Annotated in this window: 25 protein-coding genes; 12 read left to right on the forward strand and 13 right to left on the reverse strand. The window is 71.9% G+C overall.

What is annotated here, in order from left to right:
• Window positions 1–96: 96 nt before the first annotated feature.
• Genes recO through C503_RS0115495 form a run of 7 tightly spaced genes read right to left on the reverse strand, consistent with a single transcriptional unit; the run spans window position 97 to window position 5,540 of the window.
• Window positions 97–867 carry a DNA repair protein RecO gene (recO, locus tag C503_RS0115465; protein ID WP_018683125.1) on the reverse strand — a complete coding sequence of 257 codons (771 nt, stop codon included), beginning with the start codon at window positions 865–867 and terminating at the stop codon, window positions 97–99.
• 37 nt (window positions 868–904) lie between these two features.
• Entirely contained in the window at window positions 905–1,846 is a 942-nt protein-coding gene (gene era / locus C503_RS0115470) for a GTPase Era (RefSeq protein ID WP_018683126.1), read from the reverse strand.
• Between the two features lie 31 nt (window positions 1,847–1,877).
• A complete protein-coding gene (locus tag C503_RS0115475) occupies window positions 1,878–2,213 on the reverse strand; it encodes a hypothetical protein (RefSeq protein ID WP_018683127.1) in 336 nt (111 codons plus the stop codon).
• The gene (locus tag C503_RS0115480; protein ID WP_018683128.1) at window positions 2,210–2,545 is read right to left on the reverse strand and encodes a hypothetical protein; all 336 of its coding nucleotides are present in this window, start codon (window positions 2,543–2,545) and stop codon (window positions 2,210–2,212) included. Before C503_RS0115480 ends, C503_RS0115475 begins: the two co-directional genes overlap by 4 nt.
• On the reverse strand, window positions 2,538–3,899 hold the full coding sequence (locus C503_RS0115485) for a hemolysin family protein (RefSeq protein ID WP_018683129.1): 1,362 nt from the start codon (window positions 3,897–3,899) through the stop codon (window positions 2,538–2,540). Before C503_RS0115485 ends, C503_RS0115480 begins: the two co-directional genes overlap by 8 nt.
• 5 nt (window positions 3,900–3,904) lie before the next feature.
• On the reverse strand, window positions 3,905–4,447 hold the full coding sequence (gene ybeY / locus C503_RS0115490) for an rRNA maturation RNase YbeY (RefSeq protein ID WP_018683130.1): 543 nt from the start codon (window positions 4,445–4,447) through the stop codon (window positions 3,905–3,907).
• A gap of 22 nt (window positions 4,448–4,469) precedes the next feature.
• Entirely contained in the window at window positions 4,470–5,540 is a 1,071-nt protein-coding gene (locus C503_RS0115495) for a PhoH family protein (protein ID WP_084477139.1), read from the reverse strand.
• 192 nt (window positions 5,541–5,732) lie between these two features.
• Here C503_RS0115495 and C503_RS0115500 point away from each other — a divergent pair, with 192 nt between their 5' ends.
• Window positions 5,733–6,074, forward strand: a complete 342-nt coding sequence (locus C503_RS0115500) for a histidine triad nucleotide-binding protein (RefSeq protein WP_018683132.1) — start codon at window positions 5,733–5,735, stop codon at window positions 6,072–6,074.
• A 465-nt stretch (window positions 6,075–6,539) separates the two neighbouring features.
• On the opposite strand, the gene C503_RS0115505 is transcribed toward C503_RS0115500, so the two are convergent.
• The 5 genes from C503_RS0115505 to C503_RS0115525 all read right to left on the reverse strand — a co-directional run bounded on the left by C503_RS0115505 (window position 6,540) and on the right by C503_RS0115525 (window position 11,379).
• On the reverse strand, window positions 6,540–7,274 hold the full coding sequence (locus C503_RS0115505; RefSeq protein ID WP_018683133.1) for a 16S rRNA (uracil(1498)-N(3))-methyltransferase: 735 nt from the start codon (window positions 7,272–7,274) through the stop codon (window positions 6,540–6,542).
• Window positions 7,271–8,431 carry a molecular chaperone DnaJ gene (dnaJ, locus tag C503_RS0115510; protein WP_018683134.1) on the reverse strand — a complete coding sequence of 387 codons (1,161 nt, stop codon included), beginning with the start codon at window positions 8,429–8,431 and terminating at the stop codon, window positions 7,271–7,273. The genes C503_RS0115505 and dnaJ overlap by 4 nt, the downstream gene beginning before the upstream one ends.
• Before the next feature lie 63 nt (window positions 8,432–8,494).
• A complete protein-coding gene (gene hrcA / locus C503_RS0115515) occupies window positions 8,495–9,517 on the reverse strand; it encodes a heat-inducible transcriptional repressor HrcA (RefSeq protein ID WP_018683135.1) in 1,023 nt (340 codons plus the stop codon).
• 115 nt (window positions 9,518–9,632) lie between these two features.
• Window positions 9,633–9,929 (reverse strand): HEAT repeat domain-containing protein, encoded by a 297-nt coding sequence (locus C503_RS0115520; RefSeq protein WP_018683136.1) that lies wholly within the window; start codon window positions 9,927–9,929, stop codon window positions 9,633–9,635.
• Window positions 9,930–10,161: 232 nt separating this feature from the next.
• A complete protein-coding gene (locus C503_RS0115525) occupies window positions 10,162–11,379 on the reverse strand; it encodes a cytochrome P450 (RefSeq protein WP_018683137.1) in 1,218 nt (405 codons plus the stop codon).
• A gap of 85 nt (window positions 11,380–11,464) precedes the next feature.
• Here C503_RS0115525 and C503_RS39515 point away from each other — a divergent pair, with 85 nt between their 5' ends.
• Window positions 11,465–12,157 carry a TetR/AcrR family transcriptional regulator gene (locus C503_RS39515; protein WP_018683138.1) on the forward strand — a complete coding sequence of 231 codons (693 nt, stop codon included), beginning with the start codon at window positions 11,465–11,467 and terminating at the stop codon, window positions 12,155–12,157.
• Here C503_RS39515 and hemW read toward each other — a convergent pair.
• Window positions 12,110–13,324 (reverse strand): radical SAM family heme chaperone HemW, encoded by a 1,215-nt coding sequence (gene hemW, locus C503_RS0115535; protein WP_051114834.1) that lies wholly within the window; start codon window positions 13,322–13,324, stop codon window positions 12,110–12,112. The two genes, C503_RS39515 and hemW, sit on opposite strands and share 48 nt — an antisense overlap.
• A gap of 119 nt (window positions 13,325–13,443) precedes the next feature.
• Here hemW and C503_RS48875 point away from each other — a divergent pair, with 119 nt between their 5' ends.
• From C503_RS48875 to C503_RS0115585, 10 genes are all read left to right on the forward strand, one after another.
• Entirely contained in the window at window positions 13,444–13,530 is an 87-nt protein-coding gene (locus C503_RS48875; protein ID WP_425393524.1) for a putative leader peptide, read from the forward strand.
• Window positions 13,531–13,649: 119 nt separating this feature from the next.
• The gene (locus C503_RS0115545) at window positions 13,650–15,344 is read left to right on the forward strand and encodes a nitrite/sulfite reductase (protein ID WP_026316342.1); all 1,695 of its coding nucleotides are present in this window, start codon (window positions 13,650–13,652) and stop codon (window positions 15,342–15,344) included.
• Between the two features lie 103 nt (window positions 15,345–15,447).
• Window positions 15,448–15,606 carry a hypothetical protein gene (locus C503_RS0115550; protein WP_018683142.1) on the forward strand — a complete coding sequence of 53 codons (159 nt, stop codon included), beginning with the start codon at window positions 15,448–15,450 and terminating at the stop codon, window positions 15,604–15,606.
• Window positions 15,603–16,310, forward strand: a complete 708-nt coding sequence (locus C503_RS0115555; RefSeq protein WP_018683143.1) for a phosphoadenylyl-sulfate reductase — start codon at window positions 15,603–15,605, stop codon at window positions 16,308–16,310. Before C503_RS0115550 ends, C503_RS0115555 begins: the two co-directional genes overlap by 4 nt.
• 22 nt (window positions 16,311–16,332) lie before the next feature.
• Complete coding sequence (gene cysD / locus C503_RS0115560; RefSeq protein ID WP_033400658.1) at window positions 16,333–17,268, forward strand: sulfate adenylyltransferase subunit CysD; 936 nt, start codon at window positions 16,333–16,335, stop codon at window positions 17,266–17,268.
• On the forward strand, window positions 17,268–18,599 hold the full coding sequence (locus C503_RS0115565; protein ID WP_018683145.1) for a sulfate adenylyltransferase subunit 1: 1,332 nt from the start codon (window positions 17,268–17,270) through the stop codon (window positions 18,597–18,599). The genes cysD and C503_RS0115565 overlap by 1 nt, the downstream gene beginning before the upstream one ends.
• A 39-nt stretch (window positions 18,600–18,638) precedes the next feature.
• On the forward strand, window positions 18,639–19,715 hold the full coding sequence (locus C503_RS0115570; protein ID WP_018683146.1) for an ABC transporter substrate-binding protein: 1,077 nt from the start codon (window positions 18,639–18,641) through the stop codon (window positions 19,713–19,715).
• A 40-nt stretch (window positions 19,716–19,755) separates the two neighbouring features.
• A complete protein-coding gene (locus C503_RS0115575; protein ID WP_018683147.1) occupies window positions 19,756–20,532 on the forward strand; it encodes an ABC transporter ATP-binding protein in 777 nt (258 codons plus the stop codon).
• On the forward strand, window positions 20,522–21,484 hold the full coding sequence (locus C503_RS0115580; RefSeq protein WP_018683148.1) for an ABC transporter permease: 963 nt from the start codon (window positions 20,522–20,524) through the stop codon (window positions 21,482–21,484). The genes C503_RS0115575 and C503_RS0115580 overlap by 11 nt, the downstream gene beginning before the upstream one ends.
• A 29-nt stretch (window positions 21,485–21,513) precedes the next feature.
• Complete coding sequence (locus C503_RS0115585; protein ID WP_018683149.1) at window positions 21,514–22,236, forward strand: sirohydrochlorin chelatase; 723 nt, start codon at window positions 21,514–21,516, stop codon at window positions 22,234–22,236.
• The last annotated feature ends 149 nt before the right edge of the window (window positions 22,237–22,385 follow it).

The raw sequence follows: 22,385 nt of genomic DNA on the forward strand, positions 1-22,385 counted from the left end.
CTCCTTCACACCTACCGGGGGACCTGGAAACAGTACTGACCGGGCGGGGCGGCCCGGCCGCCCGCACCCCACACTCCTCTGTGGACAGTCCGGGCGCTACTCGGCAGGACCGGCCACCGGCTGCCGCTCGGCAGGCGGGCGCCGCTCCACCAGCGGCAGCGACCGCAGCTGGCGCTCCAGGTGCCACTGCAGCAGGGCCGCCACCAGCCCGCTGGCCTCCCGCCGGGCCGCGTCGGTGCTGCGCTCGGCGCCGTCCCAGTGGCCGTGCGCGAGCGCGTCCATCAGGTTGAGCACCTCCAGCGGCGGGCTCGCCGAGCCGGGCGGCTTGCAGCGCGGGCACACCGAGCCGCCCGCGTGCACGTTGAACGCGCGGTGCGGGCCCGGGTCGCCGCAGCGGGCGCACTCGGTCAGCGCGGGCGACCAGCCCGCGAACGCCAGCGCGCGCAGCAGGAACGCGTCGAGCACCAGCGAGGCGTCCCGCTGCCCGTCGGCCAGTGCCCGCAGCGCGCCCACGACCAGCAGGTAGAGCCGCAGCACCGGCTCGCCCTCCTCGGCGGACATCCGGTCGGCGGTCTCCAGCACCGCGCAGCCCGCGGTGTAGCGGCGGTAGTCGCCGACGATGCCCGCGCCGAACGCGTCCAGGGTCTGCACCTGGGTGATCACGTCCAGCGTGCGCCCGGTGTAGAACTGCACGTCCACGTGCGCGAACGGCTCGACCCGGGCGCCCAGCCGGGAGGTGGTGCGGCGCACGCCCTTGGCCACCGCGCGCACCTTGCCGTGCTTCTGGGTGACCAGGGTGATGATCCGGTCGGCCTCGCCGAGCTTCTGCACGCGCAGCACGACCCCGGTGTCGCGGTACAGGCTCACCCGGCCATCCTGCCACGCGCCACCGACCGGACCGGGCTCAAAAACCCAGCCTGCGCAGCTGGCGCGGGTCGCGCTGCCAGTCCTTGGCGACCTTGACGTGCAGGTCAAGGTAGACCCGGCTGCCCAGCAGCACCTCGATCTGCCTGCGCGCGGTGGAGCCGACCTGCTTGAGCCGCTCGCCGCGGTGGCCGAGCACGATGCCCTTCTGGCTGGGCCGCTCCACGTACAGCAGCGCGTGCACGTCGATCATGTCGTCGCGGCCCTCGCGCGGGACCATCTCCTCGATGGTGACCGCGATGGAGTGCGGCAGCTCGTCGCGCACCCCCTCCAGCGCGGCCTCCCGGATCAGCTCGGCGACCAGGGTGGCCTCCGGCTCGTCGGTCAGCTCGCCGCCCGGGTAGAGCTGCGGGCCCTCGGGCAGCCGGGCCACCAGCAGGTCGGCCAGCGTGCCCACCTGGAAGCCGTCCACCGCCGAGACCGGCACCAGCTCGGCGAAGTCCAGCACGTCCTGCAGCGCCACGAGCTGCTCGGCGACCTGCTCGGGAGCGACCAGGTCGGTCTTGGTGACGATGCCGACCACCGGCGTCTTCTGCGCGACCTTGCGCAGCTCGGCGGCGATGAACCGGTCGCCCGGCCCGATCTTCTGGTCGGCAGGCACGCACAGGCCGACCACGTCGACCTCGGACCAGGTCTCCCGGACGATGTCGTTGAGCCGTTGGCCGAGCAGGGTGCGCGGGCGGTGCAGGCCGGGGGTGTCCACGATGACCAGCTGGGCGTCCGCGCGGTGCACGATGCCCCGGATGGCGTGCCGGGTGGTCTGCGGCTTGTTGGAGGTGATCGCGACCTTGGTGCCCACCAGCGCGTTGGTCAGGGTCGACTTGCCCGCGTTGGGCCTGCCGACGAAGCAGGCGAAACCGGAACGGTGACCTTCGGTCGTGCTGTCCACCGGGTCGGTGCTCTTCACCAAGACATTGTGCATTGGCAACGATCCGACTCCGGCATCGGCCTGCTCAGGCGGGCCTGCCGGGCGCGCGGACGCGGTTGAGCTCCAGCGTGGCGGGCAGCGGCGCGCCGCCGGGTCCGCCCGCGGCCAGCCAGGCGTCGATGTCGTCGAGCACCGCGTCGTCCAGCACGAACCCGAACCAGACCGGTTTGGCGCCCGGGGCCTGCACGACCACCACGTTGGAGGTCTCGCAGGTGTCCAGGCACTCGGCGACCCGGGCCGTGCCGCCGTGCTTCGCGGCGATCTCGCGTAAGCGGGCCAGCTGGCGTCCGTGGTTCACGGTCGGGTGCTTCTTGACCGTCCCGCAGCAGCAGTCGCGGCAGACCGTGAGCAGCACGCTCACCGGAGCACGTCGACGACGGCGCCGGTGGGGTCGGCGCGCAGCACCGGCGCGGCCGCGGTGAGGTCGCGCACGGCGGCGACCGAGTCGGCGTCCACCTCGCCCGCCTCGGTGACGACGGCGGCGGCCTCCAGGCCCTCGGCACCGCTGGCCACCGCGGCGGCCACGGCGGCCTGCAGCGCGGTCAGCCGCAGCGACGGCAGGGCGACGGTGGCGGCGGCGTAGGTGCGGCCGTCCAGGTCACGCACGGCGGCGCCCTCGGCGGCCCCCGTCCGCGCCCGACTGGACCGGGCCAGGGTGACGATCTTCGCGTCCTCCGGGTCGAGCTCAGCCACGCTCGCCGCTCCTCTCTCGGTGTCGCTCCTGGGCGTGCTCCGCGGCACTGTCCGGGACGGTGGTGCCGTCGGACTCCGCCTCGCCCGGCCGCACCACCACCGAGGTGATCCGGACCCGGCCGCGGTTGTCCTTGCCGCCCTCCGCCCGGAACCGTAGCCCGGTGATCTCCGCCTCCGCACCGGGCAGTGGCACACGTCCCAGTCGCTGGGCGAGCAGGCCGCCCACCGTCTCCACGTCCTGACCGGCCAGCTCCAGGCCGAACAGCGCGCCGAGGTCCTCGACCGGCAGCCGGGAGCTGACCCGCACCGCGCCGTCGGCCAGGTGCTCGACCGGCGGCCGCTCGTCGGTGTCGGACTCGTCGGTGATCTCGCCGACGATCTCCTCCAGGATGTCCTCGATGGTCAGCAGGCCCGCCGTGCCGCCGTACTCGTCGACCGCGATGGCCAGGTGGTTCTTGGACACCTGCATCTCGCGCAGCAGGTCGTCGAGCCGCTTGGTGTCCGGCACGAAGCCCGCGGCGGCCATCACCTCGGTGAGGTTCACCGGCGCGCCGCCGGTCTCCCCGGCCTGCAGGGCGCTGCGCACCAGGTCCTTGAGGTTGACCACGCCGACCACGTCGTCCACGCTCTCGCCGATCACCGGGATGCGGGTGTAGCCGGTGCGCAGCGACAGGGCCAGCGCCTGCCGCACCGACTTGGTCTGCTCGATCCACACCATCTCGGTGCGCGGCACCATGACCTCGCGGGCGATCGTGCCGCGCAGCTCGAACACCGAGTGGATCATCTCGCGCTCGTCCGCGTCGACCACGCCGCGCTCCTCGGCCAGGTCGACCAGCTCGCGCAGCTCCACCTCGGAGGAGAACGGGCCCTCGCGGAAGCCCTTGCCCGGAGTGATGGCGTTGCCGACCAGGATCAGGAACCGGGACAGCGGGCCGAGCACCGAGCCGAGCACCCGCACCGGCCCGGCCGCGATCAACCCGACGCCGTAGGGGTGCTGGCGGCCGATGGTGCGCGGGCCCACGCCGACCAGCACGTACGACACCACGATCATGCCCAGCGCGGCGACCAGCCCGGCCAGCCAGGCGGGGTCGATCGAGCGCGCGCAGACGAAGGTGACCAGGACGGTGGCCGCCAGCTCGCAGCCCAGCCGCAGCAACAGCAGCAGGTTGATGTGCCGGGGCCGCTCGTCGACCACCGCGATCAGCTGCTTCGCGCCGGTGCGGCCGGACCGCACCAGGCCCTCCACCCTGGCCTTGGACACCGCGGACAGCGACGCGTCGGCGGCGGCGAAGCACCCGGCGGCCAGCACCAGCAGGACCGCGACGACGAGCAGACCGACCGAGTCGGCGGGCACCGGGGTCAGTCCTCGGGCTGCTCGGCGAGACCGACGGCGCCGAGCAGCTTGTCGTCCTCCACCCGCTGCGCGGCCCGGCGCCGGGCGTCCGCGGCGGCGGTGCGGAAGTCGGCGAGGATGCGCTTCTGCAGGGTGAACATCTCCCGCTCCTCGGCGGGCTCGGCGTGGTCGTAGCCGAGCAGGTGCAGCACGCCGTGCACGGTCAGCAGGTGCAGCTCGTCGAGCAGGCTGTGGCCCGCGGTGCGCGCTTGGTCCTTGGCGAACGCCGGGCACAGCACGATGTCGCCGAGCAGCGCGGGCCCGGACTCGGAGGCGTCCGGGCGGCGCGCCGAGTCCAGCTCGTCCATCGGGAACGCCATCACGTCGGTGGGACCGGGCAGGTCCATCCACCGCTCGTGCAGGTCGGCCATCACGTCCAGCTCGACCAGCAGCACCGACAGCTCGGCGAGCTTGCTGACGTTCATGCGGTCCAGGGCGAACCGGGCCGCCGCGACGATCGACGCCTCGTCGACCGCCACCCCCGACTCGTTGGCGATCTCGATACTCACCGGGCCATTGTCGCCGGTCGGCTCAGCGGCCGTGTCGCCTGCCCCCGGCGCGCACCGGGCCGCTCTTCTGCTGGGCCTCCTGCGCGTCCTGGTTGACCTGCCAGCGCTCGTAGGCGTCCACGATGTCGCCGACGAGCCGGTGCCGCACCACGTCCGCGCTGCTCAGCTCGCTGAAGTGGACGTCGTCCACGCCGTCGAGGATGTCCCGGACGACCTTGAGCCCGCTCTTCTGCCCGCCGGGCAGGTCGATCTGGGTGGTGTCGCCGGTGACCACGATCTTGGAGCCGAACCCCAGCCGGGTGAGGAACATCTTCATCTGTTCGGGCGTGGTGTTCTGCGCCTCGTCCAGGATGATGAACGCCTCGTTGAGGGTCCGGCCGCGCATGTACGCCAGCGGGGCGACCTCGATCGTGCCCGCCTGCATCAGCCGCGGGATCGACTCCGGGTCGATCATGTCGTGCAGCGCGTCGTAGAGCGGCCGCAGGTACGGGTCGATCTTCTCGTAGAGCGTGCCGGGCAGGAAACCGAGCCGCTCCCCAGCCTCGACCGCGGGCCGGGTCAGGATGATCCGGTTGACCTGCTTGCCCTGCAGCGCCTGCACGGCCTTGGCCATCGCCAGGTAGGTCTTGCCGGTGCCCGCGGGCCCGATGCCGAAGACGATCGTGTTGGCGTCGATCGCGTCCACGTACCGCTTCTGGTTCAGCGTCTTGGGCCGGATCGTGCGCCCGCGCCGGGACAGGATGTCCAGGCTCAGCACCTCGGCAGGCGACTCGGCGGTGCCCGCCGAGAGCATGGCGACCGTCCGGCGGACCGCGTCCGGGCCGACCTGCTGCCCGCGCGCCGCCAGCGTCACCAGCTCGGTGAACACCCGCTCGGCGAACGCCACGTCGGCGGGTGCCCCGGACAGCGTCACCTCGTTGCCGCGCACGTGCACGTCGGCCACGAGCAGCTCCTCGGCCACCCGCAGGTTCTCGTCCCGGGACCCCAGCAGCGCCAGCACGGCCCCCTCGGGAATCGCGAACCGCGACTGCGCCTCGTGTACGGAAGGACCAGAAGGACTGGGCGTACCCCCAACTTCACTTCTACCCGTCACGCGCCCTCTGCCCCACCTTCACCCAGGCGCTCGCGCGCCCCACGTCCCGACCCCACCGATGCTATCCCCCACCCCGCCCCCACCGCACCGACAAAACCGCGCCCCCGCCACTAGGCGCTGTCCTGCAAGTCCGGCACACGCTATCCGCGCCCGCGCGCCAGACTTACCGGACAGCGCCTAGTGTGCCGTCCCATGGCCGACTGCTTGTTCTGCAAGATCATCGCTGGCGACATCCCGTCCACCGGGGTTCACGAGACCGACACCACCTACGCGTTCCGCGACATCAACCCGCAATCCCGCGTCCACGTCCTGGTGGTCCCCAAGAACCACCACGAGGACGCGAACGAGCTGGCGAACCACCCGAACCTGCTCGCGGCCCTCCTGAAGGCAGGTGTCGAGGTAGCGGACATCGAAGGCATCAAGGACTCCGGCTACCGCTTCGTCTTCAACACCGGCGACGACGCCTGCCGCACCGTCTTCCACGCCCACCTACACGTCCTGGGCGGCGAACAACTCACCGACTTCGGCCGCTAACCCCAAACCCCCCAACACAAGCACAAAAGGCAAGAAAGAAGGAAGAAGAACGAAAACGAGGGCCGAAGGACAAGCGGCAAGGGGCGAGGGACAGGGAGCAAGAGGCAGGAGGCGGGAGGCAGAAACGACAGCCACCGCTGGTCCAGCGCCACCATGGCCAGCGCCCGCCAACGCGAGGAGCTCGCACCGTTGGTCCAACGCCATCGCCCCCAGCGCCCGCCAACGCGAGGAACTCGCACCGTGGGGGCCTGGGGGCTCGGCCCCCAGAACAAGGAACCGCCCGCCCAGGGAAGAAGCCCGCAGGGCTACGAACAGGAAGCCGCGCGGGCGGTGAAGCCTGGGGGTCGCTCCACCGCCCCGCGCGGCGCCGCCGGACCGAGGGGGGAGGTGTCCGGCGGTAGTCGGGTGAATGCGCTTCGCAATACTTGAAACGCTTTGCGGATAAAGGGTAAACCCTCGGCTGACTCAGCGCCAGCGGGCGGTGAGGGCGCCGAGGGCGCCGAGGGCGACCGCGGCGGCGGTGGACGTGCGCAGTACAGCGGGTCCGAGCCGGGTCGGGCGGGCTCCGGCCTGTTCAAGGGCGTCGAGCTCGTCGGGAGCGATGCCACCCTCGGGTCCGACCACCACGACAAGATCACCCGTTTCGGGTAGTGGGATATCGGCCAGCCGGGTGGCCCGGTCCGCTTCCAGGACGAGGGCGAGGGCCGCCGACCGGGTCAGGTCGAGCAGGCCGGGCAGGCCGACCGGGTCGGCGATGTCCGGGATCCAGGGCCTGCGGGCCTGTTTGGCGGCCTCGCGGGCGGTGGCGCGCCAGCGGGTCAGTGCCTTGTCGCCGCGCGGGCCGTCGTCCCACCTGGCGATGCTGCGGCCTGCCCGCCATGGCACGATCGCGTCGGCGCCCGCCTCGGTGGCCAGTTCCACGGCCAGCTCGCCCCGGTCGCCCTTGACCAGCGCCTGGACCACGACCACGCGCAGCTCCGGCGCCGGTTCGGTCCACCGCTCCAGCACGTCCAGTTCGAGGCTGTCGCGGGCGGCGGCGGTGACGGCGCAGCGGGCGGTGCCGCCGCGGCCGTCGGCGATCAGCAGCTCCTCGCCGACGCGCAGCCTGCGGACGGCGGCGGCGTGCCTGCCCTCGGGGCCGTCGAGCACGTGCGTGTCGCCCGCGGGCAGCGCGTCGACCAGGAACAGCGCCAGGGTCATCGGGTGTGGCGGGAGCGCAGCCGGGAGAACAGCCCGCCCGCGCGCCCGTTGGCACCGGCCAGGGTGTGTTCCTCCTCGCCGCGCACCGCGGCCAGCTCGCGCAGCAGCTCGGTCTGCCGGGCGTCGAGCCGGGTGGGGATCTCCACCTCGACGTGCACGTGCAGGTCGCCACGGCCGTCGACGCGGCCGGTGGAGCGCAGCCGGGGCAGGCCGCGGCCGGACATGACCAGCTCGGTGTCCGGCTGGGTGCCGGGCTCCAGCTCCAGGTCGACCGGGCCGTCCAGGGTCTCCAGCGGCAGTACCGCGCCGAGCGCGGCGGTGGTCATCGGGACCCGCAGGGTGCAGTGCAGGTCGGCGCCCGCGCGCTCGAAGGTGGCGTGCGGCAGCTCCTCGACCTCGACATACAGGTCGCCTGCCGGGCCGCCGCCCGGTCCGACCTCGCCCTGTCCGGACAGCCGGACGCGCATGCCGTCGGCGACGCCGGGCGGGATCTTGGCGGCGATGGTGCGCCGGGCGCGCACCCGGCCCTCGCCTTGGCACTGCCTGCACGGGTCGGGGATGACCTCGCCGAGGCCGCGGCAGGTGTGGCAGGCGCGCGCGGTGACGACCTGGCCGAGGAAGGAGCGCTGCACGGACTGGACCTCGCCGCGCCCGCCGCAGGTGTCGCAGGTGACCGGGACGCTGCCCGCGGCGCAGCCGGAGCCGCGGCACAGGTCGCACAGGATGGCGGTCTCCACCGCGATCTCGCGGGTGACGCCGGTGGCGCACTCCTCCAGGGTCATCTGGATGCGCAGCAGCGCGTCCGACCCGGGCTGCACCCGGCTGCGCGGGCCGCGCCCGCCGCCGCCCGCGCCCGCCGCGCCGAAGAAGGCGTCCATGATGTCGCCGAGACCGAACCCGCCGAACGGGTCGCGGCCGCCACCGCCGCCGCCCCCCATGGCGCCCAGCGGGTCGCCGCCAAGGTCCACGATCTTGCGCTTCTGTGGGTCGGAGAGCACCTCGTAGGCGGCGGTGACCTCGCGGAAGCGGGTCTGCGCTGCCTCGTCCGGGTTGACGTCCGGGTGCAGCTCGCGCGCCAGCTTGCGGTAGGCGCGCTTGATCTCCTCGGAGGTCGCGTCCTGCCGCACCCCGAGCGTCCCGTAGTAGTCCCTCGCCACCGTGTCCAGTCCTCCTGCCCCGGGCACCCGGGACCAGTCGTTTTACTTCAGAGCCGACCCTCGTTAGTGGCCGAGGATCTCGCCGACGTAGTTCGCCACCGCGCGGACCGCGGCGATGTTCGTGGGGTAGTCCATCCGGGTCGGCCCGACCACGCCCATGCCGCCCAGCAGCGCGGCCCTGGTGCCGTAGCCGATCGACACCACCGAGGTGCTGCGCATCTCCTCGGCCTCGTTCTCCTCGCCGATACGCACCGTGATGGTGCCCGGGTCGGCCGTGGCGGCCAGCAGCTTGAGCACCACGACCTGCTCCTCCAGCGCCTCCAGCACCTGCCGCAGCGAGTTCGGGAAGTCGGCGACGTTGCGGGTCAGGTTGGCGGTGCCGCCCAGCACCAGCCGCTCCTCGGGGTGCTCGACCAACGACTCGATCAGCACCGTGGCCACCCGGACCATCACCTCGCGCAGCTCGACCGGGGTGGTGTCGGTCAGCTCGGCCACGCCCGCGGCGGCGTCGGTGAGCCGCTTGCCCGCCAGCCGGGAGTTCAGCATGGCGCGCAGCCGCGCGACGGTCTCGTCCGTGACGACGTCGCCGAGGTCGACCACCCGCTGGTCGACCCGGCCGGTGTCGGTGATCAGCACCATCATCAGCCGGGCCGGGGTGATGCCGACCAGCTCGACGTGCCGCACGGTGGAGGTGGTCAGCGTCGGGTACTGGATCACCGCGACCTGCCTGGTCAGCTGGGCCAGCAGCCGCACGCTGCGGCGCATCACGTCGTCCAGGTCGATGGCGCCGTCCAGGAAGGTCTGGATGGCCCGGCGCTCGGCCGAGCTGAGCGGCTTCACCTCGGTGAGCCGGTCGACGAACAGCCGGTAGCCCTTGTCGGTGGGGATGCGGCCCGCGCTGGTGTGCGGCTGCGTGATGTAGCCGTCCTCCTCCAGCGAGGCCATGTCGTTGCGCACGGTCGCGCTGGACACGCCCAGGTTGTGCCGGTCCACGATGGCCTTCGAGGCGACCGGCTCGTGGTTGCTGACGTAGTCGGCGACGATGGCGCGCAGCACCTCGAACCGGCGTTCGTCCGTGCTGACCACGCGCCACCCCCTCGCATCCCACGCCGCGGCCGCGTCCCGGTCGACGCGCCTCAGCCCAAGTTTACGGAGCGCGGCCGATGGCCGGGGGTGCGGTCCACCACCGGTTTCGCGAGGATCACCTGGCCCCCGCCCCGTCCCGGTGCTCCGGGTGCTCCAGCGTGCGCAGCGCGGCCGACGCGGCGATCCGGATGATCGGGTCGGTGTGCTCGGCCGCGGCGGTGATGATCTCGACCGATCCCGGCCCGCCGATCCGGCCTGCCAGGTACACGGCCTTGCAGGCCAGCACGGTGTCATCGGCGGCGGCTAACTCGGCCAGGTGCGGCAACGCGGCCTGGCCCAGCTCGCTGGCGGCGTCGAAGTCGGTGACGGCGCCCGCGAGTCGTCGCCGCACGTCCTGCAGGGTGATCGGCATCCGGACTCCTCGGGTCGGCGGGCGGGTGCTGCCCACAAGAGGGGGATCGGCGGTGCCAGATACGCCCTGCGGCGGAAGTCGGGAGCAAGTCGGGTCTTAGGACCCGATTCGTCCGTCCCGGTGGTGGCGGAGAGCGTCGGCGAGCCGGGGTTCCGGCCCGCCGACGCCAGCCCCTCGGACTTGCTCGGCAAAGCGACCGGGTGTCCGGGACACCCGGAACGACCAGGTCCGGTCAGACGGAGACCGGGACCTTGGCGGCGCCGCGCAGGTTGATGCGGCCGTTCCAGGTGACCTCACCCGCCAGGGCCAGGTTCGGGAAGCGCTCGACCAGCCGACCGATGGCGACCCGCCCCTCCATCCGAGCCAAGGCGGCACCGAGGCAGTGGTGCGGACCGGCACCGAAGGACACGTGTTGACGGGCGTTGGCACGGTCCAGCCGCAGTTCAGCGGCGTCCGGGCCCCAGAAGCGCTCATCGGTGTTGGCAGCCGCGAGAGTGGCGATGACGAAGCTGCCGACCGGGATCTCGTGCCCGTCGAGCACGAACGGCGCCGTCGTGACGCGCCTGCTGGACTGCACCGGGCTGTCGAAGCGCAGCAGCTCCTCGACCGCGTTGTCGATCAGGGTGGGGTCGGCGCGCAGGGCGGCGAGCTGGTCGGGGTGGCGCAGCAGGGCGACGGTGCCGTTGGAGACCAGGTTGACCGTGGTCTCGTGGCCCGCCACGTAGAGCAGCACGACCTGGGCCACCAGCTCCTCGTCGCTGAGCATCGCGCCGTCGTGCTCGGCCCGGACCAGGGCGGTGAGCAGGTCGTCGGCCGGGTTCGCGCGTTTCCACGCGATCACCTCGCCGACCAGGCCGGACAGCTCGCGGTCGGCCTCGCCGATGCGGCAGGCCAGGTCGAGGTCGGCGATCGGTTCCAACGAGCGGACCAGCAGGCCCGCCAGGTCGCGGACCCGGGTCGAGTCGGTGGGCGGCATGCCGAGCATCTCGGTGATCACGGTGAACGGCAGCGGGAACGCCAGCTCCTCGACCAGGTCGCCGCCGCCCGCCTCGGCCAGGCCCGCCAGCGCGGTGTCCACCAGCTCGACGATGCGCGGTTCCAGGGCGCCGATGGCGCGCGGGGTGAAGACCTTGGTCACCAGGCCGCGCAGGCGGGTGTGGTCGGGGGCGTCGCGGTCGAGCATGGACAGGCGGCGCCAGGAGTCGCTGGTGCCGATGGCGTCCGAGACCTGCTGGCGGACGGGGTTCGGGGCGAGGTTGCGGTTCTCCACCGACAGTCCGGCCCGTAAGACGGCGGTGACGTCCGCGTGTCGGGTGGTCACCCAGAACCCGAGCGGGTGTTCCTGCACCGGATGGTTGTCACGCAGCCGGGCGTACTCGGGATATGGGTTGTCGGTGAAACCCGGCGCGAACGGGTTGAACAGCTCCGGGTTGAAGACAGCCTCGGTCATGACCCCACCTCTTCGACCTTCGCTACGTCTTTGACGTATCCGACGTCGGTCACATACACAGTGTATGTCAGTAGGGTCTCCCGCTGTGGCAGTCGTGAAGAGCAGGCGCGAGCAGTACTCCGAGGCGACCCGCGCGGCCCTGCTCGCGGCCGCCACCCACCGGTTCGCCACGCTCGGCTACGCGGCCACCGGCCTTGAGGACGTCGCCGCCGACATCCAGGCCACCCGGGGCGCGGTCTACCACCACTTCAGCAGCAAGAAGGCCCTGTTCGAGGCGGTGCTGGACGAGCAGGAGGAGCGGGCGACCAGCAGGCTCGGCGCCGCCTACCGGGCCGCGCCGGACCCGTGGAGCGGGGCGCTCGCCGCGCTGGAGGCGTTCCTGGACCAGTGCCTGGACCCGGTCTACAGCCGGGTGGTGTGGCGCGAGGGCCCGATCGCCATGGGCTGGCAGGGCTGGCACCACAGCGAGGAGAAGTACGCCTACGGCCTGGTCGAGTCGATCATCGGCGAGCTGGTCGAGCACGGGTACCTGGCCGCGCTGCCCACCGCCGCGGCCGCCGACGTCACCTTCCACGCGATCGGCACCGCCGGGCACCGGATGGCCGAGGCGGACCCGGCGGACCGGCCGCGGCTGCGCACGGAGTACGGCGCGGTGCTGCGGCGGATGCTCGCGGGCCTGCGCCCGGACGTGGACCCGGACAGGCCGCCCCACTCCGAACAACAGCAGCGGTCAGGTCAGTCGGCGGACCACGGCGTCGGCGAGCAGTCGACCCCGTGAGGTGAGCACGCAGCGGCCCGCCGCCAACGCGCGCTCGTCCAGCAACCCGTCCACGACGGCGGCGCGCGCCTCGGTCACGGCATCGCTGTCGAGCGCGGTCACCGGCAGCCCCTCCGCCAGCCGCAGCTCCAGCAGGACCCGTTCCACTCTCCGGTCGTCCGCGCTCAACGTCTCTCGTCCCGCCGCGGGCGAGTGCCCCTCGGCGAGCAGTGCGGTGTAGCGGGCCGGGTGCTTGACGTTCCACCAGCGCACGCCGCCGACGTGGCTGTGCGCGCCGGGGCCCGCGCCCCACCAGTCGCCGCCGAGCCAGTAGCCGAGGTTGTGTCGGCATCGGGCAGGTGCGGACGCGGCCCAGTTGGACACCTCGTACCAGTGCAGGCCCGCGGCCGTGAGCGCGGCGTCGACCTGCTCGTACCGGTCGGCGAGCACGTCGTCGTCGGGCATCGGCAGCTCGCCGCGGCGCACCCGGCGGGCCAGCGCGGTGCCCTCCTCCACGATCAGCGCGTACGCCGAGACGTGGTCCACGCCCGCTTCCAGCACCGCGTCCAGCGAGGCGGCCAGGTCTTCCGGGCGCTCACCCGGGGTGCCGTAGATCAGGTCCAGGTTGACGTGTCCGATGCCTGCCGCGCGCGCCTCCTTCGCGGCGGCCACCGCGCGGCCCGGGGTGTGCTTGCGGTCCAGCACCGTCAGCACGTGCCGGGCGGCGGACTGCATGCCCAGGGACACGCGCGTGTACCCGGCGTCGGCGAGCTCCGCGAAGAACGCCGGGGAGGTCGATTCCGGATTGGACTCGGTGGTCACCTCGGCGCCGTCGGCGAGCCCGAACGTGTCCCGCACCACATCCAGGACCGCCGCGAGGCCGTTCGCGCCGAGCAGCGAGGGTGTCCCGCCGCCGACGAACACGGTGTCCGCGCGGGGCGCGGAGCCCAGCACCCGGCCCGCCAGCGCCAGCTCGTGCCGCAGACCTGCCAGCCAGGACTCGGGCGAGGCGGATCCGCCCAGCTCACCGGGGGTGTAGGTGTTGAAGTCGCAGTAGCCGCAGCGGCTCGCGCAGAACGGCACATGCACGTAGACGCCGAATGGGCGAGCACCCAGTCCGGACAACGCGGGCGCGGGCAATGCGCCATCGGGCGGAGCGGGATCCCCCTCGGGGAGTGCGGCGGCCACCCGGACATCATCCCAGGTCCGAATGGGCCATCCCGCTGCGTGGGCGTCGCCGCCGTGAGCCTCGTCCCAGCATCCGGATGGCTGTAGACCACAAGGTGGACACATGGCACGCTGGGTTCATGTCCGCGACCGAAGTCTTCCTGGTGGCCCGCCGCCACGTCGACTTCCAGCGCGTGTCCAGCGCGATGTGCCGGCCGAACAGCTGACCCGTCGCGCCTCTTCTCGCATTCAGCCAGGCGTCGGGCGCGCCGCTGAGTGACTCCCCGCAACGCCGCCCGGGGTCCCGGTGGTGCGCGCGAGCGCCCCGACCCCGGAGGAACAACCGGTGTCTCCCACCACTCCCCCCACCGAGTCCACGCCTCGCCGCGCCCCCGCGCGCCGGGGTGAGGGTCAATGGGCGCTCGGCTACCGCGAGCCGCTGAATCCGAACGAGCGGTCGAAGAAGGACGACAACCCGCTCAACGTGCGGGCCAGGATCGAGAACATCTACGCCCACGGCGGGTTCGACAGCATCGACCCGGGCGACCTGCGCGGCCGCTTCCGCTGGTACGGCCTCTACACCCAGCGCAAGCCCGGCATCGACGGCGGCCGCACCGGCGCGCTGGAGCCGGAGGAGCTCGACGACGAGTACTTCATGCTGCGCGTCCGGCTCGACGGCGGCGCGGTCACGACCGAGCAGCTGACCGTGCTGGGCGAGGTGTCGCAGACCTACGCGCGCGACACCGCGGACATCACCGACCGGCAGAACATCCAGTACCACTGGATCCGGGTCGAGGACATGCCCGCCATCTGGGCGCGCCTGGAGGGCGCGGGCATGACCACCATGGAGGCCTGCGGCGACAGCCCCCGGGTCATCCTGGGCTCGCCGGTCGCGGGCATCTCCCGGGACGAGGTGCTGGACGGCAGCGCGGCCATCGACGAGATCAAGCGCCGCTACATCGGCGACCCGCAGTTCGCGAACCTGCCGCGCAAGTTCAAGACCGCGGTGTCCGGTCTGTCCGATGTGGCGCACGAGATCCACGACGTCGCGTTCGTCGGTGTGCTGCACCCGGAGCACGGCCCCGGGTTCGACGTGTGGGTGGGCGGCGGTCTGTCCACCAACCCGATGCTGGGCCAGCGGCTGGGCGCGTGGGTCCCGGCGGACGAGGTCGCGGACGTGTGGGCCGCGGTGATCAGTGTGTTCCGCGACTACGGCTACCGCCGCCTGCGCCACCGGGCGCGGATCAAGTTCCTGGTGAAGGACTGGGGCGCGGCGAAGTTCCGCGAGGTCATGGAGGAGAAGTACCTCGGCCGCAAGATGGTCGACGGCCCGGCGCCGGAGGTGCCCGCGCAGCCGATCGACCACGTCGGGGTGCACCCACAGAAGGACGGCAAGTTCTACGTCGGCGCGGCCCCGATCGCGGGCCGGGTGTCCGGGTCGACCCTGGTGGAGGTCGCCAAGGCGGCCGAGCGGGCCGGGTCGAAGCGGGTGCGGTTCACCCCGCAGCAGAAGCTGGTCGTGCTGGACGTGCCCGAGGGCGAGGTGCCCACGCTGCAGGCGGAGCTGACCAAGCTGGGCCTGCAGACGACGCCGTCGCCGTGGCGGCGCGGGATCATGGCGTGCACCGGTATCGAGTTCTGCAAGCTCGCCATCGTCGAGACGAAGGCGCGCGCGCACGACCTGGTGTCCGAACTGGAGTCCCGGCTGGCCGATATCACCGACGGCATCACCGCGCCGATCACCGTCCACATCAATGGCTGCCCGAACTCGTGCGCGCGTATCCAGACCGCCGATATCGGACTCAAGGGACAGATCGTCACCGATGACGACGGGAACCAGGTCGAGGGTTTCCAGGTGCACCTCGGCGGCGGTCTCGGCCTGGACGCCGGGTTCGGCCGCAAACTGCGCGGGCACAAGGTGACCAGCGCGGAACTACCGGACTACGTGGAGCGCGTGGTGCGCAACTTCGTCGCCGATCGGGACGGTGAAGAACGATTCGCCCAGTGGGTGGTCCGCGCGGCCGAAAACCACCTACGATGAATAGTCGCGGTTACGTTTTCCCGGCGAACAATGGCAATGAAGCTGGGAATGGGAATGGGAACGCGCGCCCGGTAATTAAATGGGAACCAAGCGGAGGGCGGGAATGAGCGAGCGCGCGACACCGTTCTACTGCCCGTACTGCGGGGACGAGGACCTGCGCCCGCAGGAGGAACCGCACGCGGCCTGGCTGTGCACGGCCTGTCGCCGCGTCTTCACGGTCAAGTTCGTCGGTTTGAACCTCACGGGGAAGGCACCACGGTGACCACCTCTGCCACTGGGACCACTACCAATTACCAGAACCTGGCCAGACAGGCCGAGCACGATCTCGCCGACGCCACCGCGGCCGAGGCGCTCGCCTGGACGGTCGAGAACTTCGGCGACCGGTTCATCGTCGCCTCCAACATGCAGGACGCCGTCCTGATCGATCTGGCCTATCGGGCCAAGCCCGATATCGATGTGCTGTTCCTGGAGACCGGCTACCACTTCGCGGAGACCATCGGCGTCCGCGACGCGGTCGACCTGGTCTACCCGGAGGCACGGATCGTCAACGCCGCCGCCGAGCAGTCGGTGGCCGACCAGGAGGCCGAGTTCGGACTGCTGAACCGGACCGATCCGGCCAAGTGCTGCTTCCTGCGCAAGGTCGAGCCGCTGCGCAAGACCCTGGCGGGTTACGACGCGTGGGTGACCGGGGTGCGCCGGGTCGACGCGCCGACCCGGGCGACCACGCCGATCGTGCAGTGGGACGAGCGCAACGGGCTGGTGAAGATCAACCCGCTGGCGGCGTGGAGCGACGAGGAGTTCCACGCCTACATCGCCGAGAACGGGATCCTGGAGAACCCGTTGGTGCAGGCCGGTTACCCGTCCATCGGCTGCGCGCCGTGCACCGCGAAGCCGCTGCCCGGGCAGGACGCCCGCAGCGGCCGCTGGGCAGGCCAGGCCAAGACCGAGTGCGGACTGCACGGGTAAGGGAAACGAGATGACCACTGAGATGACCGAGACTCCAGTCCCCACACGACAACCGAGCGCCACCGAGCCCCTGGATGCCCTGGCGCGCCTGGAGTCCGAGGCGATCCACATCTTCCGCGAGGTGGCGGGCGAGTTCGACCGACCGGTGATCCTGTTCTCCGGCGGCAAGGACTCCACCGTACTCCTTCATTTGGCCGTCAAGGCGTTCTGGCCCGCACCTGTCCCATTCCCGCTACTGCATGTGGACACCGGGCACAATCTGGACGAGGTCATCGACTTTCGCGATCGGACGGTCGAGCGCTACGGCCTCCGACTGGTCGTGGCCAACGTCCAGGACTACATCGACGACGGTCGGCTCGAAGAGCGGCCGGACGGAACGCGAAATCCTTTGCAGACGGTCCCGCTGCTGGATGCCATCGCGGGCAACAGGTTCGACGCCGTGTTCGGCGGCGGCCGCCGCGACGAGGAGCGCGCCCGGGCGAAGGAAAGAATTTTCAGCCTACGCAATTCCTTCGGCCAGTGGGAGCCGCGGCGCCAGCGTCCCGAACTGTGGAACCTCTATAACGGCAGGCACCGCGCCGGCGAACATGTTCGCGTGTTCCCGCTGTCCAACTGGACCGAGCTCGACGTCTGGCGCTACATCAAGCGCGAGGCGATCGAGCTGCCGTCCATCTACTTCGCGCACCGCCGAGAGGTGTTCCAGCGCGACGGTATGTGGCTGACGGCCGGTCCGTGGTTCGGGCCGCGCGCCGACGAGCCGACCCAGGAGCTGACCATCCGGTACCGGACGGTCGGCGACGGGTCGTGCACCGGTGCCGTGCTGTCCGAGGCGGCCGACCTGGACGAGATCATCGCCGAGGTGTCGGCGAGCAGGTTGACCGAGCGCGGCGCGACCCGCGCCGACGACCGGCTGTCCGAGGCCGCCATGGAAGACCGCAAGCGGGAGGGCTACTTCTGATGAGTGATCTGCTGAGGCTGGCCACGGCGGGCAGTGTGGACGACGGCAAGTCCACCCTCGTCGGACGGCTGCTCTACGACACCAAGTCGGTGCTGGCCGACACCCTGGACGCGGTGCACCGCGCCAGCGTGGACAAGGGACTGTCCACTCCGGACCTGTCGCTGCTGGTGGACGGCCTGCGCTCGGAACGCGAGCAGGGCATCACCATCGACGTGGCGTACCGGTACTTCGCCACCCCCAAGCGGTCCTTCGTGCTCGCCGACACCCCCGGGCACGTGCAGTACACCCGCAACACCGTCACCGGCGCGTCCACCGCGCAGCTGGCCGTGCTGCTGGTGGACGCGCGCAAGGGCGTGCTGGAGCAGACCCGCCGCCACGCCGCGGTGCTCGCGCTGCTGGGCGTGCCGCGACTGGTGCTGGCGGTGAACAAGATCGACCTGGTGGACTACGACGAGGCCGGGTTCGAGGTCATCGCCAAGGAGTTCACCGACCACGCCACCGCGCTGGGCTACCCGGTCGGCTCGGTGCTGTCCATCCCGGTCTCCGCGCTGGTCGGCGACAACGTGGTGGAGCGCTCCCCGCACACCCCCTGGTACACCGGTCCCACGCTGCTGCAGCACCTGGAGGACGTGCCGGTCGAGCCGGACCCGCACGACGCGGCGTTCCGCTTCCCGGTGCAGTACGTCATCCGCACCAACACCGCCGAGCACACCGACTACCGCGGCTACGCGGGCCAGGTGGCCGCGGGCACGGTGCGGCCGGGCGACGAGGTGGTGGTGCTGCCCGCCGGGCGGCGCACCAGCGTGGCCAGGGTGGACACCCCGGACGGCGCGCTGACCGAGGCCGAGGCGGGCCGGTCGGTGACCCTGGTGCTGGCCGACGAGATCGACATCTCGCGCGGCGACCTGATCGCCACCGCCACCGAGGCACCCGTGCCGGTGGACGAGTTCGACGCCACCCTCGCCTGGCTGTCGGACAAGCCGCTGCGCGCGGGCGCCCGCGTACTGGTCAAGCACGGCGCGCGCACCGTGCAGGCGGTGGTCGGCGAGCTGAGCGCGCGGTTCGACGAGCAGAAGCTGGCCACCGTGCCCGCCCCGCAGACCCTGGACCTCAACGAGATCGGCCGGGTGCGGCTGCGCACGGCCGAGCCGTTGCCGGTGGACGACTACGCCGTCAACCGGCGGACCGGCGCCTTCCTGGTGATCGACGCGGGGGACGGTTCGACCCTCGCCGCCGGCCTGGTGGGCGCCGGGCTGCAGGCCCTGGAGACCGACCGGAACTGGGGCGGCACCGCCGCCACCACCGGGGATCTCGTCTCCCCCGGTCCTTGATGTACCCCCGTTAACCGATCCACCTGAGAGGCCCTTGTCGTGAAGCGCACCGTCCGCAGCTCCCGTGTCCTGGCAGCAGGCGTCATCGCCTTATCCCTCCTCGCCGCCGCCTGCTCCCGTGCCGAGTCCAAGGACCCGGCCCCCGCCGCCGACGCGGCCGCCGACAAGGGCCCGGCGGCCGAGCTGCGGCTGGGGTACTTCCCCAACGTCACGCACGCCTCCGCGCTGATCGGTCTGGAGAAGGGGCTGTTCGCCAAGGAGCTGGGGAACACGAAGCTGGTGCCGACCAAGTTCAACGACGGGCCGACCGAGGTCGCGTCGTTCCTCGGCGGCTCGCTGGACGTGGGCTTCATCGGGTCGGGTCCGGCCATCAACGCGTTCGCCAAGTCGAACGGCGAGGCCGTGCGGCTGATCGCGGGCGCCACCTCGGGCGGCGCGCAGCTGGTGACCACCGCGGACATCGCCAAGCCGGAGGACCTGGCAGGCAAGAGCATCGCCACCCCGGCGCTGGGCAACACCCAGGACGTCGCGCTGAAGAAGTGGCTGGCGGAGAAGAACCTGACCGGCCAGGTCAAGATCACCAACCAGGAGAACGCGCAGACCCTGGACCTGTTCAAGAAGGGCACCGTGCAGGCCGCGTGGCTGCCCGAGCCCTGGTCCTCCCGGCTGGTGCTGGAGGGCGGCGCCAAGGTCCTGGTGGACGAGAAGGAGCTGTGGCCGAGCGGGAAGTTCCCGACCACGGTCGTGCTCGTGCGCACCCAGTTCCTCAAGGAGCACCCGCAGTCCGTGCAGGCGGTGCTACGCGGTCTGCTCGCGGCGAACGACTACGCGCAGAACAACTCGGCGGACGCCAAGGCGGCGGTGAACAAGCAGCTGGAGGCCCTTACCGGCAAGGGTCTGGCGGCCGCGACCATCGACCGCGCGTTCACCTCGATCTCGTTGGACACCGACCCGTTGGCGGCCACCTTCCCGCAGCTGGCGAAGGACGCGGTCACCGCGAAGGTCGCCGAGAAGGAGACCCCGCTGGCCGGTTTCGTCGACCTGACCGCGCTCAACGCGGTGCTGAAGGCGGCGGGCAAGCCGGAGGCGGACGCGGCGGGCCTGGACAAGAAGTAGCGAGCGGACTGACGAGGCGAGGAAGGCAGGCGAGGGAACCATGACCGCGACTCTGCAGGCGATCGGGACGGCCGTCCGGCTGGACGGCGTGCGCAAGACCTTCGGACACGGCGCCCGCGCCGTGACCGCGCTCGACGGGATCGACCTGGCGGTCGCGCCCGGCGAGTTCGTCTGCCTTCTCGGCGCGTCCGGCTGCGGCAAGACGACCGTGCTCAACCTGATCGCCGGGTTGGACACGCCGACCTCCGGCGAGATCGAGCTGACCACCGGCCGCCCGGCGGTGATGTTCCAGGAGGCCGCGCTGATGCCGTGGCTGACCGCCGCGCGCAACGTGGAGCTGCCGCTGCGGCTGGCGGGCGTGCGCAAGCCCGCCCGCGCCGAGCGCACCCGCGAGCTGCTCGACCTGGTGCGGCTGGGCGACGTGGGCAACAAGCGCCCGCACGAGCTGTCCGGCGGCATGCGGCAGCGGGTGGCGCTGGCCCGCGCGCTGGCGTCCGCGTTGGACGGCAACCGGGGCAAGGCCGCCTCGCTGCTGCTGATGGACGAGCCGTTCTCCGCGCTCGACGCGATCACCCGGGACGTGCTGCAGAGCGAGCTGCTGCGGGTGTGGCAGGCCACCGGCACCGCGGTGGTGTTCGTGACGCACGACGTGCGCGAGGCCGTCCGGCTGGGACAGCGGGTGGTGCTGCTGTCGTCCAAGCCGGGCCGGGTCGTGCAGGAGTGGGACGTCGAGGGCCTCACCGGGCCGGACGAGCTGGCCGCGGTGGACCGGATCAACACGCGCCTGCGCGAGGTGATCAGCAGCCATGCGGCGTGAGACCCTGCCCGGCGCCAACGACGCCGCCGGGCCAGAGCCGACCGAGAACGGCGCGCTGCCCGCGTCCGGGGTGGACCCGGCACCCGGCGCGAAACCCACCGACGCGGCCGCCGCGGTCGGTGCCGGTCTGGACGCGCTGGACACCCCGCCCACGGGTGCCCGCACCGGGCGGAACCTGTTCCGCGCGATCGCCTCGCCGATCATCGCGATGGCCATCGCCATCGCGGTGTGGCAGTTCCTGTGGTCGCAGGCGTTCTGGCCGGAGTTCCAGCTGCCCGCGCCGATCGCGGTGTGGGACCAGATCCTGAAGGTCGTCGACAGCGGCGAGGTCTGGGAGTTCCTCTGGGTCTCGGTGCACCGCGCGGTGATCGGCTTCCTGGTGTCGGTCGCGGTGGCGACCCCGCTGGGGCTGCTGCTGGCCAAGGTGCGGGTGGTGCGCGCGGCGATCGGCCCGCTGATCTCCGGCCTGCAGAGCCTGCCGTCGGTGGCCTGGGTGCCCGCCGCGGTGCTGTGGTTCGGCACCACCGACGCGGCGATCTACACCGTGGTGCTGCTTGGCGCGGTGCCCTCGATCGCCAACGGCCTGGTCGCGGGCATCGACCAGATCCCGCCGATCCTGCCCAGGGTGGGCAAGGTACTGGGCGCGGGCAGGCTCGACTCGGCCCGCTACATCCTGCTGCCCGCCGCGCTGCCCGGCTACCTGGCCGGGCTCAAGCAGGGCTGGGCGTTCTCCTGGCGGTCACTGATGGCCGCCGAGCTGATCGCCACCTCGCCCGAGCTGGGTGTCGGCCTCGGCCAGTACCTGCACAACGGCATGTCGCTGTCGGACATGTCGATGGTGCTGGCGGGCATCATCCTGATCTTCCTGGTGGGCGTGGGCATCGAGCTGGCGGTGTTCCGCCCGCTGGAGCGCGCGGTGCTGCGGGCCCGTGGACTGAACGGAGCCATGTAGCGATGCGACCGTCCAGTCCGGGATGGACCGTGCCCCTGGTCGCCGTGGCGCACGGCAGCCGGGACCCCCGTTCGGCGGCCACCGTGCGCGAGCTGGTGGCGGCCGTGCGGGAACGGCGTCCCGGACTGGACGTCCGCGCGGCGTTCCTCGACCTGTCCACTCCCCCGGTGTTCGACGTGCTGGCGGAGCTGCACACGGAGGGGCACCGGGAAATCGTTGTGGCGCCACTGTTGTTGGGCCGCGCCTACCACGCGCGTGTGGACCTGCCCGCGTTGCTCGATGACGCACACACACGCCTGCCGCACCTGCGCACGACTGTCACGGATGTGTTGGGGCCGGACCCCAAGCTGGAAGAGGCGGCACTGACCCGGCTCGCGGAGGCGGGTGTCCACCCGGGCGACTCGCGGGTGGGGGTCGTGCTGGCGGCGACCGGTTCGTCGCACGCACCCGCCAACGCACGGGTCGTGGAGATCGCCGAACGCTGGTCGTCCACACTGGGCTGGTCGGGTGTCCGGGCCGCGTTCGCGTCCACGGCGGAACCCGATGTACCCGCCGCGATCGCCGCACTGCGCGCGCGGGGGGCCCGCCGGATCGCGGTGGCCTCGTACTTCCTCGCGCCCGGCCTGCTCCCCGACCGCGTACGAAGCCTGGCCGGTGCCGCGGTGGTCGCCGCTCCGCTGGGCACGACCGTCGCCGAGATCGTGCTGGACCGCTACGACGAGGTCCGGGCCGCGGAACTCCGCTCCGCCTGATCCCGCTTGCCGTCACCGGGCGACTCCCCGTTCAGCGGCCCCGACATCCGAATCATCGACACGTTCGGCCGCACGGCACCCCTGGGGGCACCGTGCGGCCGACCTGTTTCCCCGGGGCGACCACCTGTCGGATGTGACCGAGACCGCAC

Source organism: Actinokineospora enzanensis DSM 44649 (assembly GCF_000374445.1).
Lineage (GTDB): Bacteria > Actinomycetota > Actinomycetes > Mycobacteriales > Pseudonocardiaceae > Actinokineospora > Actinokineospora enzanensis.

Excerpts from the sequence above, each read along its gene's own strand:
- era (WP_018683126.1), bottom strand. The coding sequence starts at position 1,846 with ATGCACAATGTCTTGGTGAAGAGCACCGACCCGGTGGACAGCACGACC.
- C503_RS0115500 (WP_018683132.1), top strand. The coding sequence starts at position 5,733 with ATGGCCGACTGCTTGTTCTGCAAGATCATCGCTGGCGACATCCCGTCC.
- C503_RS0115505 (WP_018683133.1), bottom strand. The coding sequence starts at position 7,274 with ATGACCCTGGCGCTGTTCCTGGTCGACGCGCTGCCCGCGGGCGACACG.
- C503_RS0115520 (WP_018683136.1), bottom strand. The coding sequence starts at position 9,929 with ATGCCGATCACCCTGCAGGACGTGCGGCGACGACTCGCGGGCGCCGTC.
- C503_RS0115525 (WP_018683137.1), bottom strand. The coding sequence starts at position 11,379 with ATGACCGAGGCTGTCTTCAACCCGGAGCTGTTCAACCCGTTCGCGCCG.
- C503_RS48875 (WP_425393524.1), top strand. The coding sequence starts at position 13,444 with ATGTCCGCGACCGAAGTCTTCCTGGTGGCCCGCCGCCACGTCGACTTC.
- C503_RS0115550 (WP_018683142.1), top strand. The coding sequence starts at position 15,448 with ATGAGCGAGCGCGCGACACCGTTCTACTGCCCGTACTGCGGGGACGAG.
- cysD (WP_033400658.1), top strand. The coding sequence starts at position 16,333 with ATGACCGAGACTCCAGTCCCCACACGACAACCGAGCGCCACCGAGCCC.
- C503_RS0115565 (WP_018683145.1), top strand. The coding sequence starts at position 17,268 with ATGAGTGATCTGCTGAGGCTGGCCACGGCGGGCAGTGTGGACGACGGC.
- C503_RS0115575 (WP_018683147.1), top strand. The coding sequence starts at position 19,756 with ATGACCGCGACTCTGCAGGCGATCGGGACGGCCGTCCGGCTGGACGGC.
- C503_RS0115580 (WP_018683148.1), top strand. The coding sequence starts at position 20,522 with ATGCGGCGTGAGACCCTGCCCGGCGCCAACGACGCCGCCGGGCCAGAG.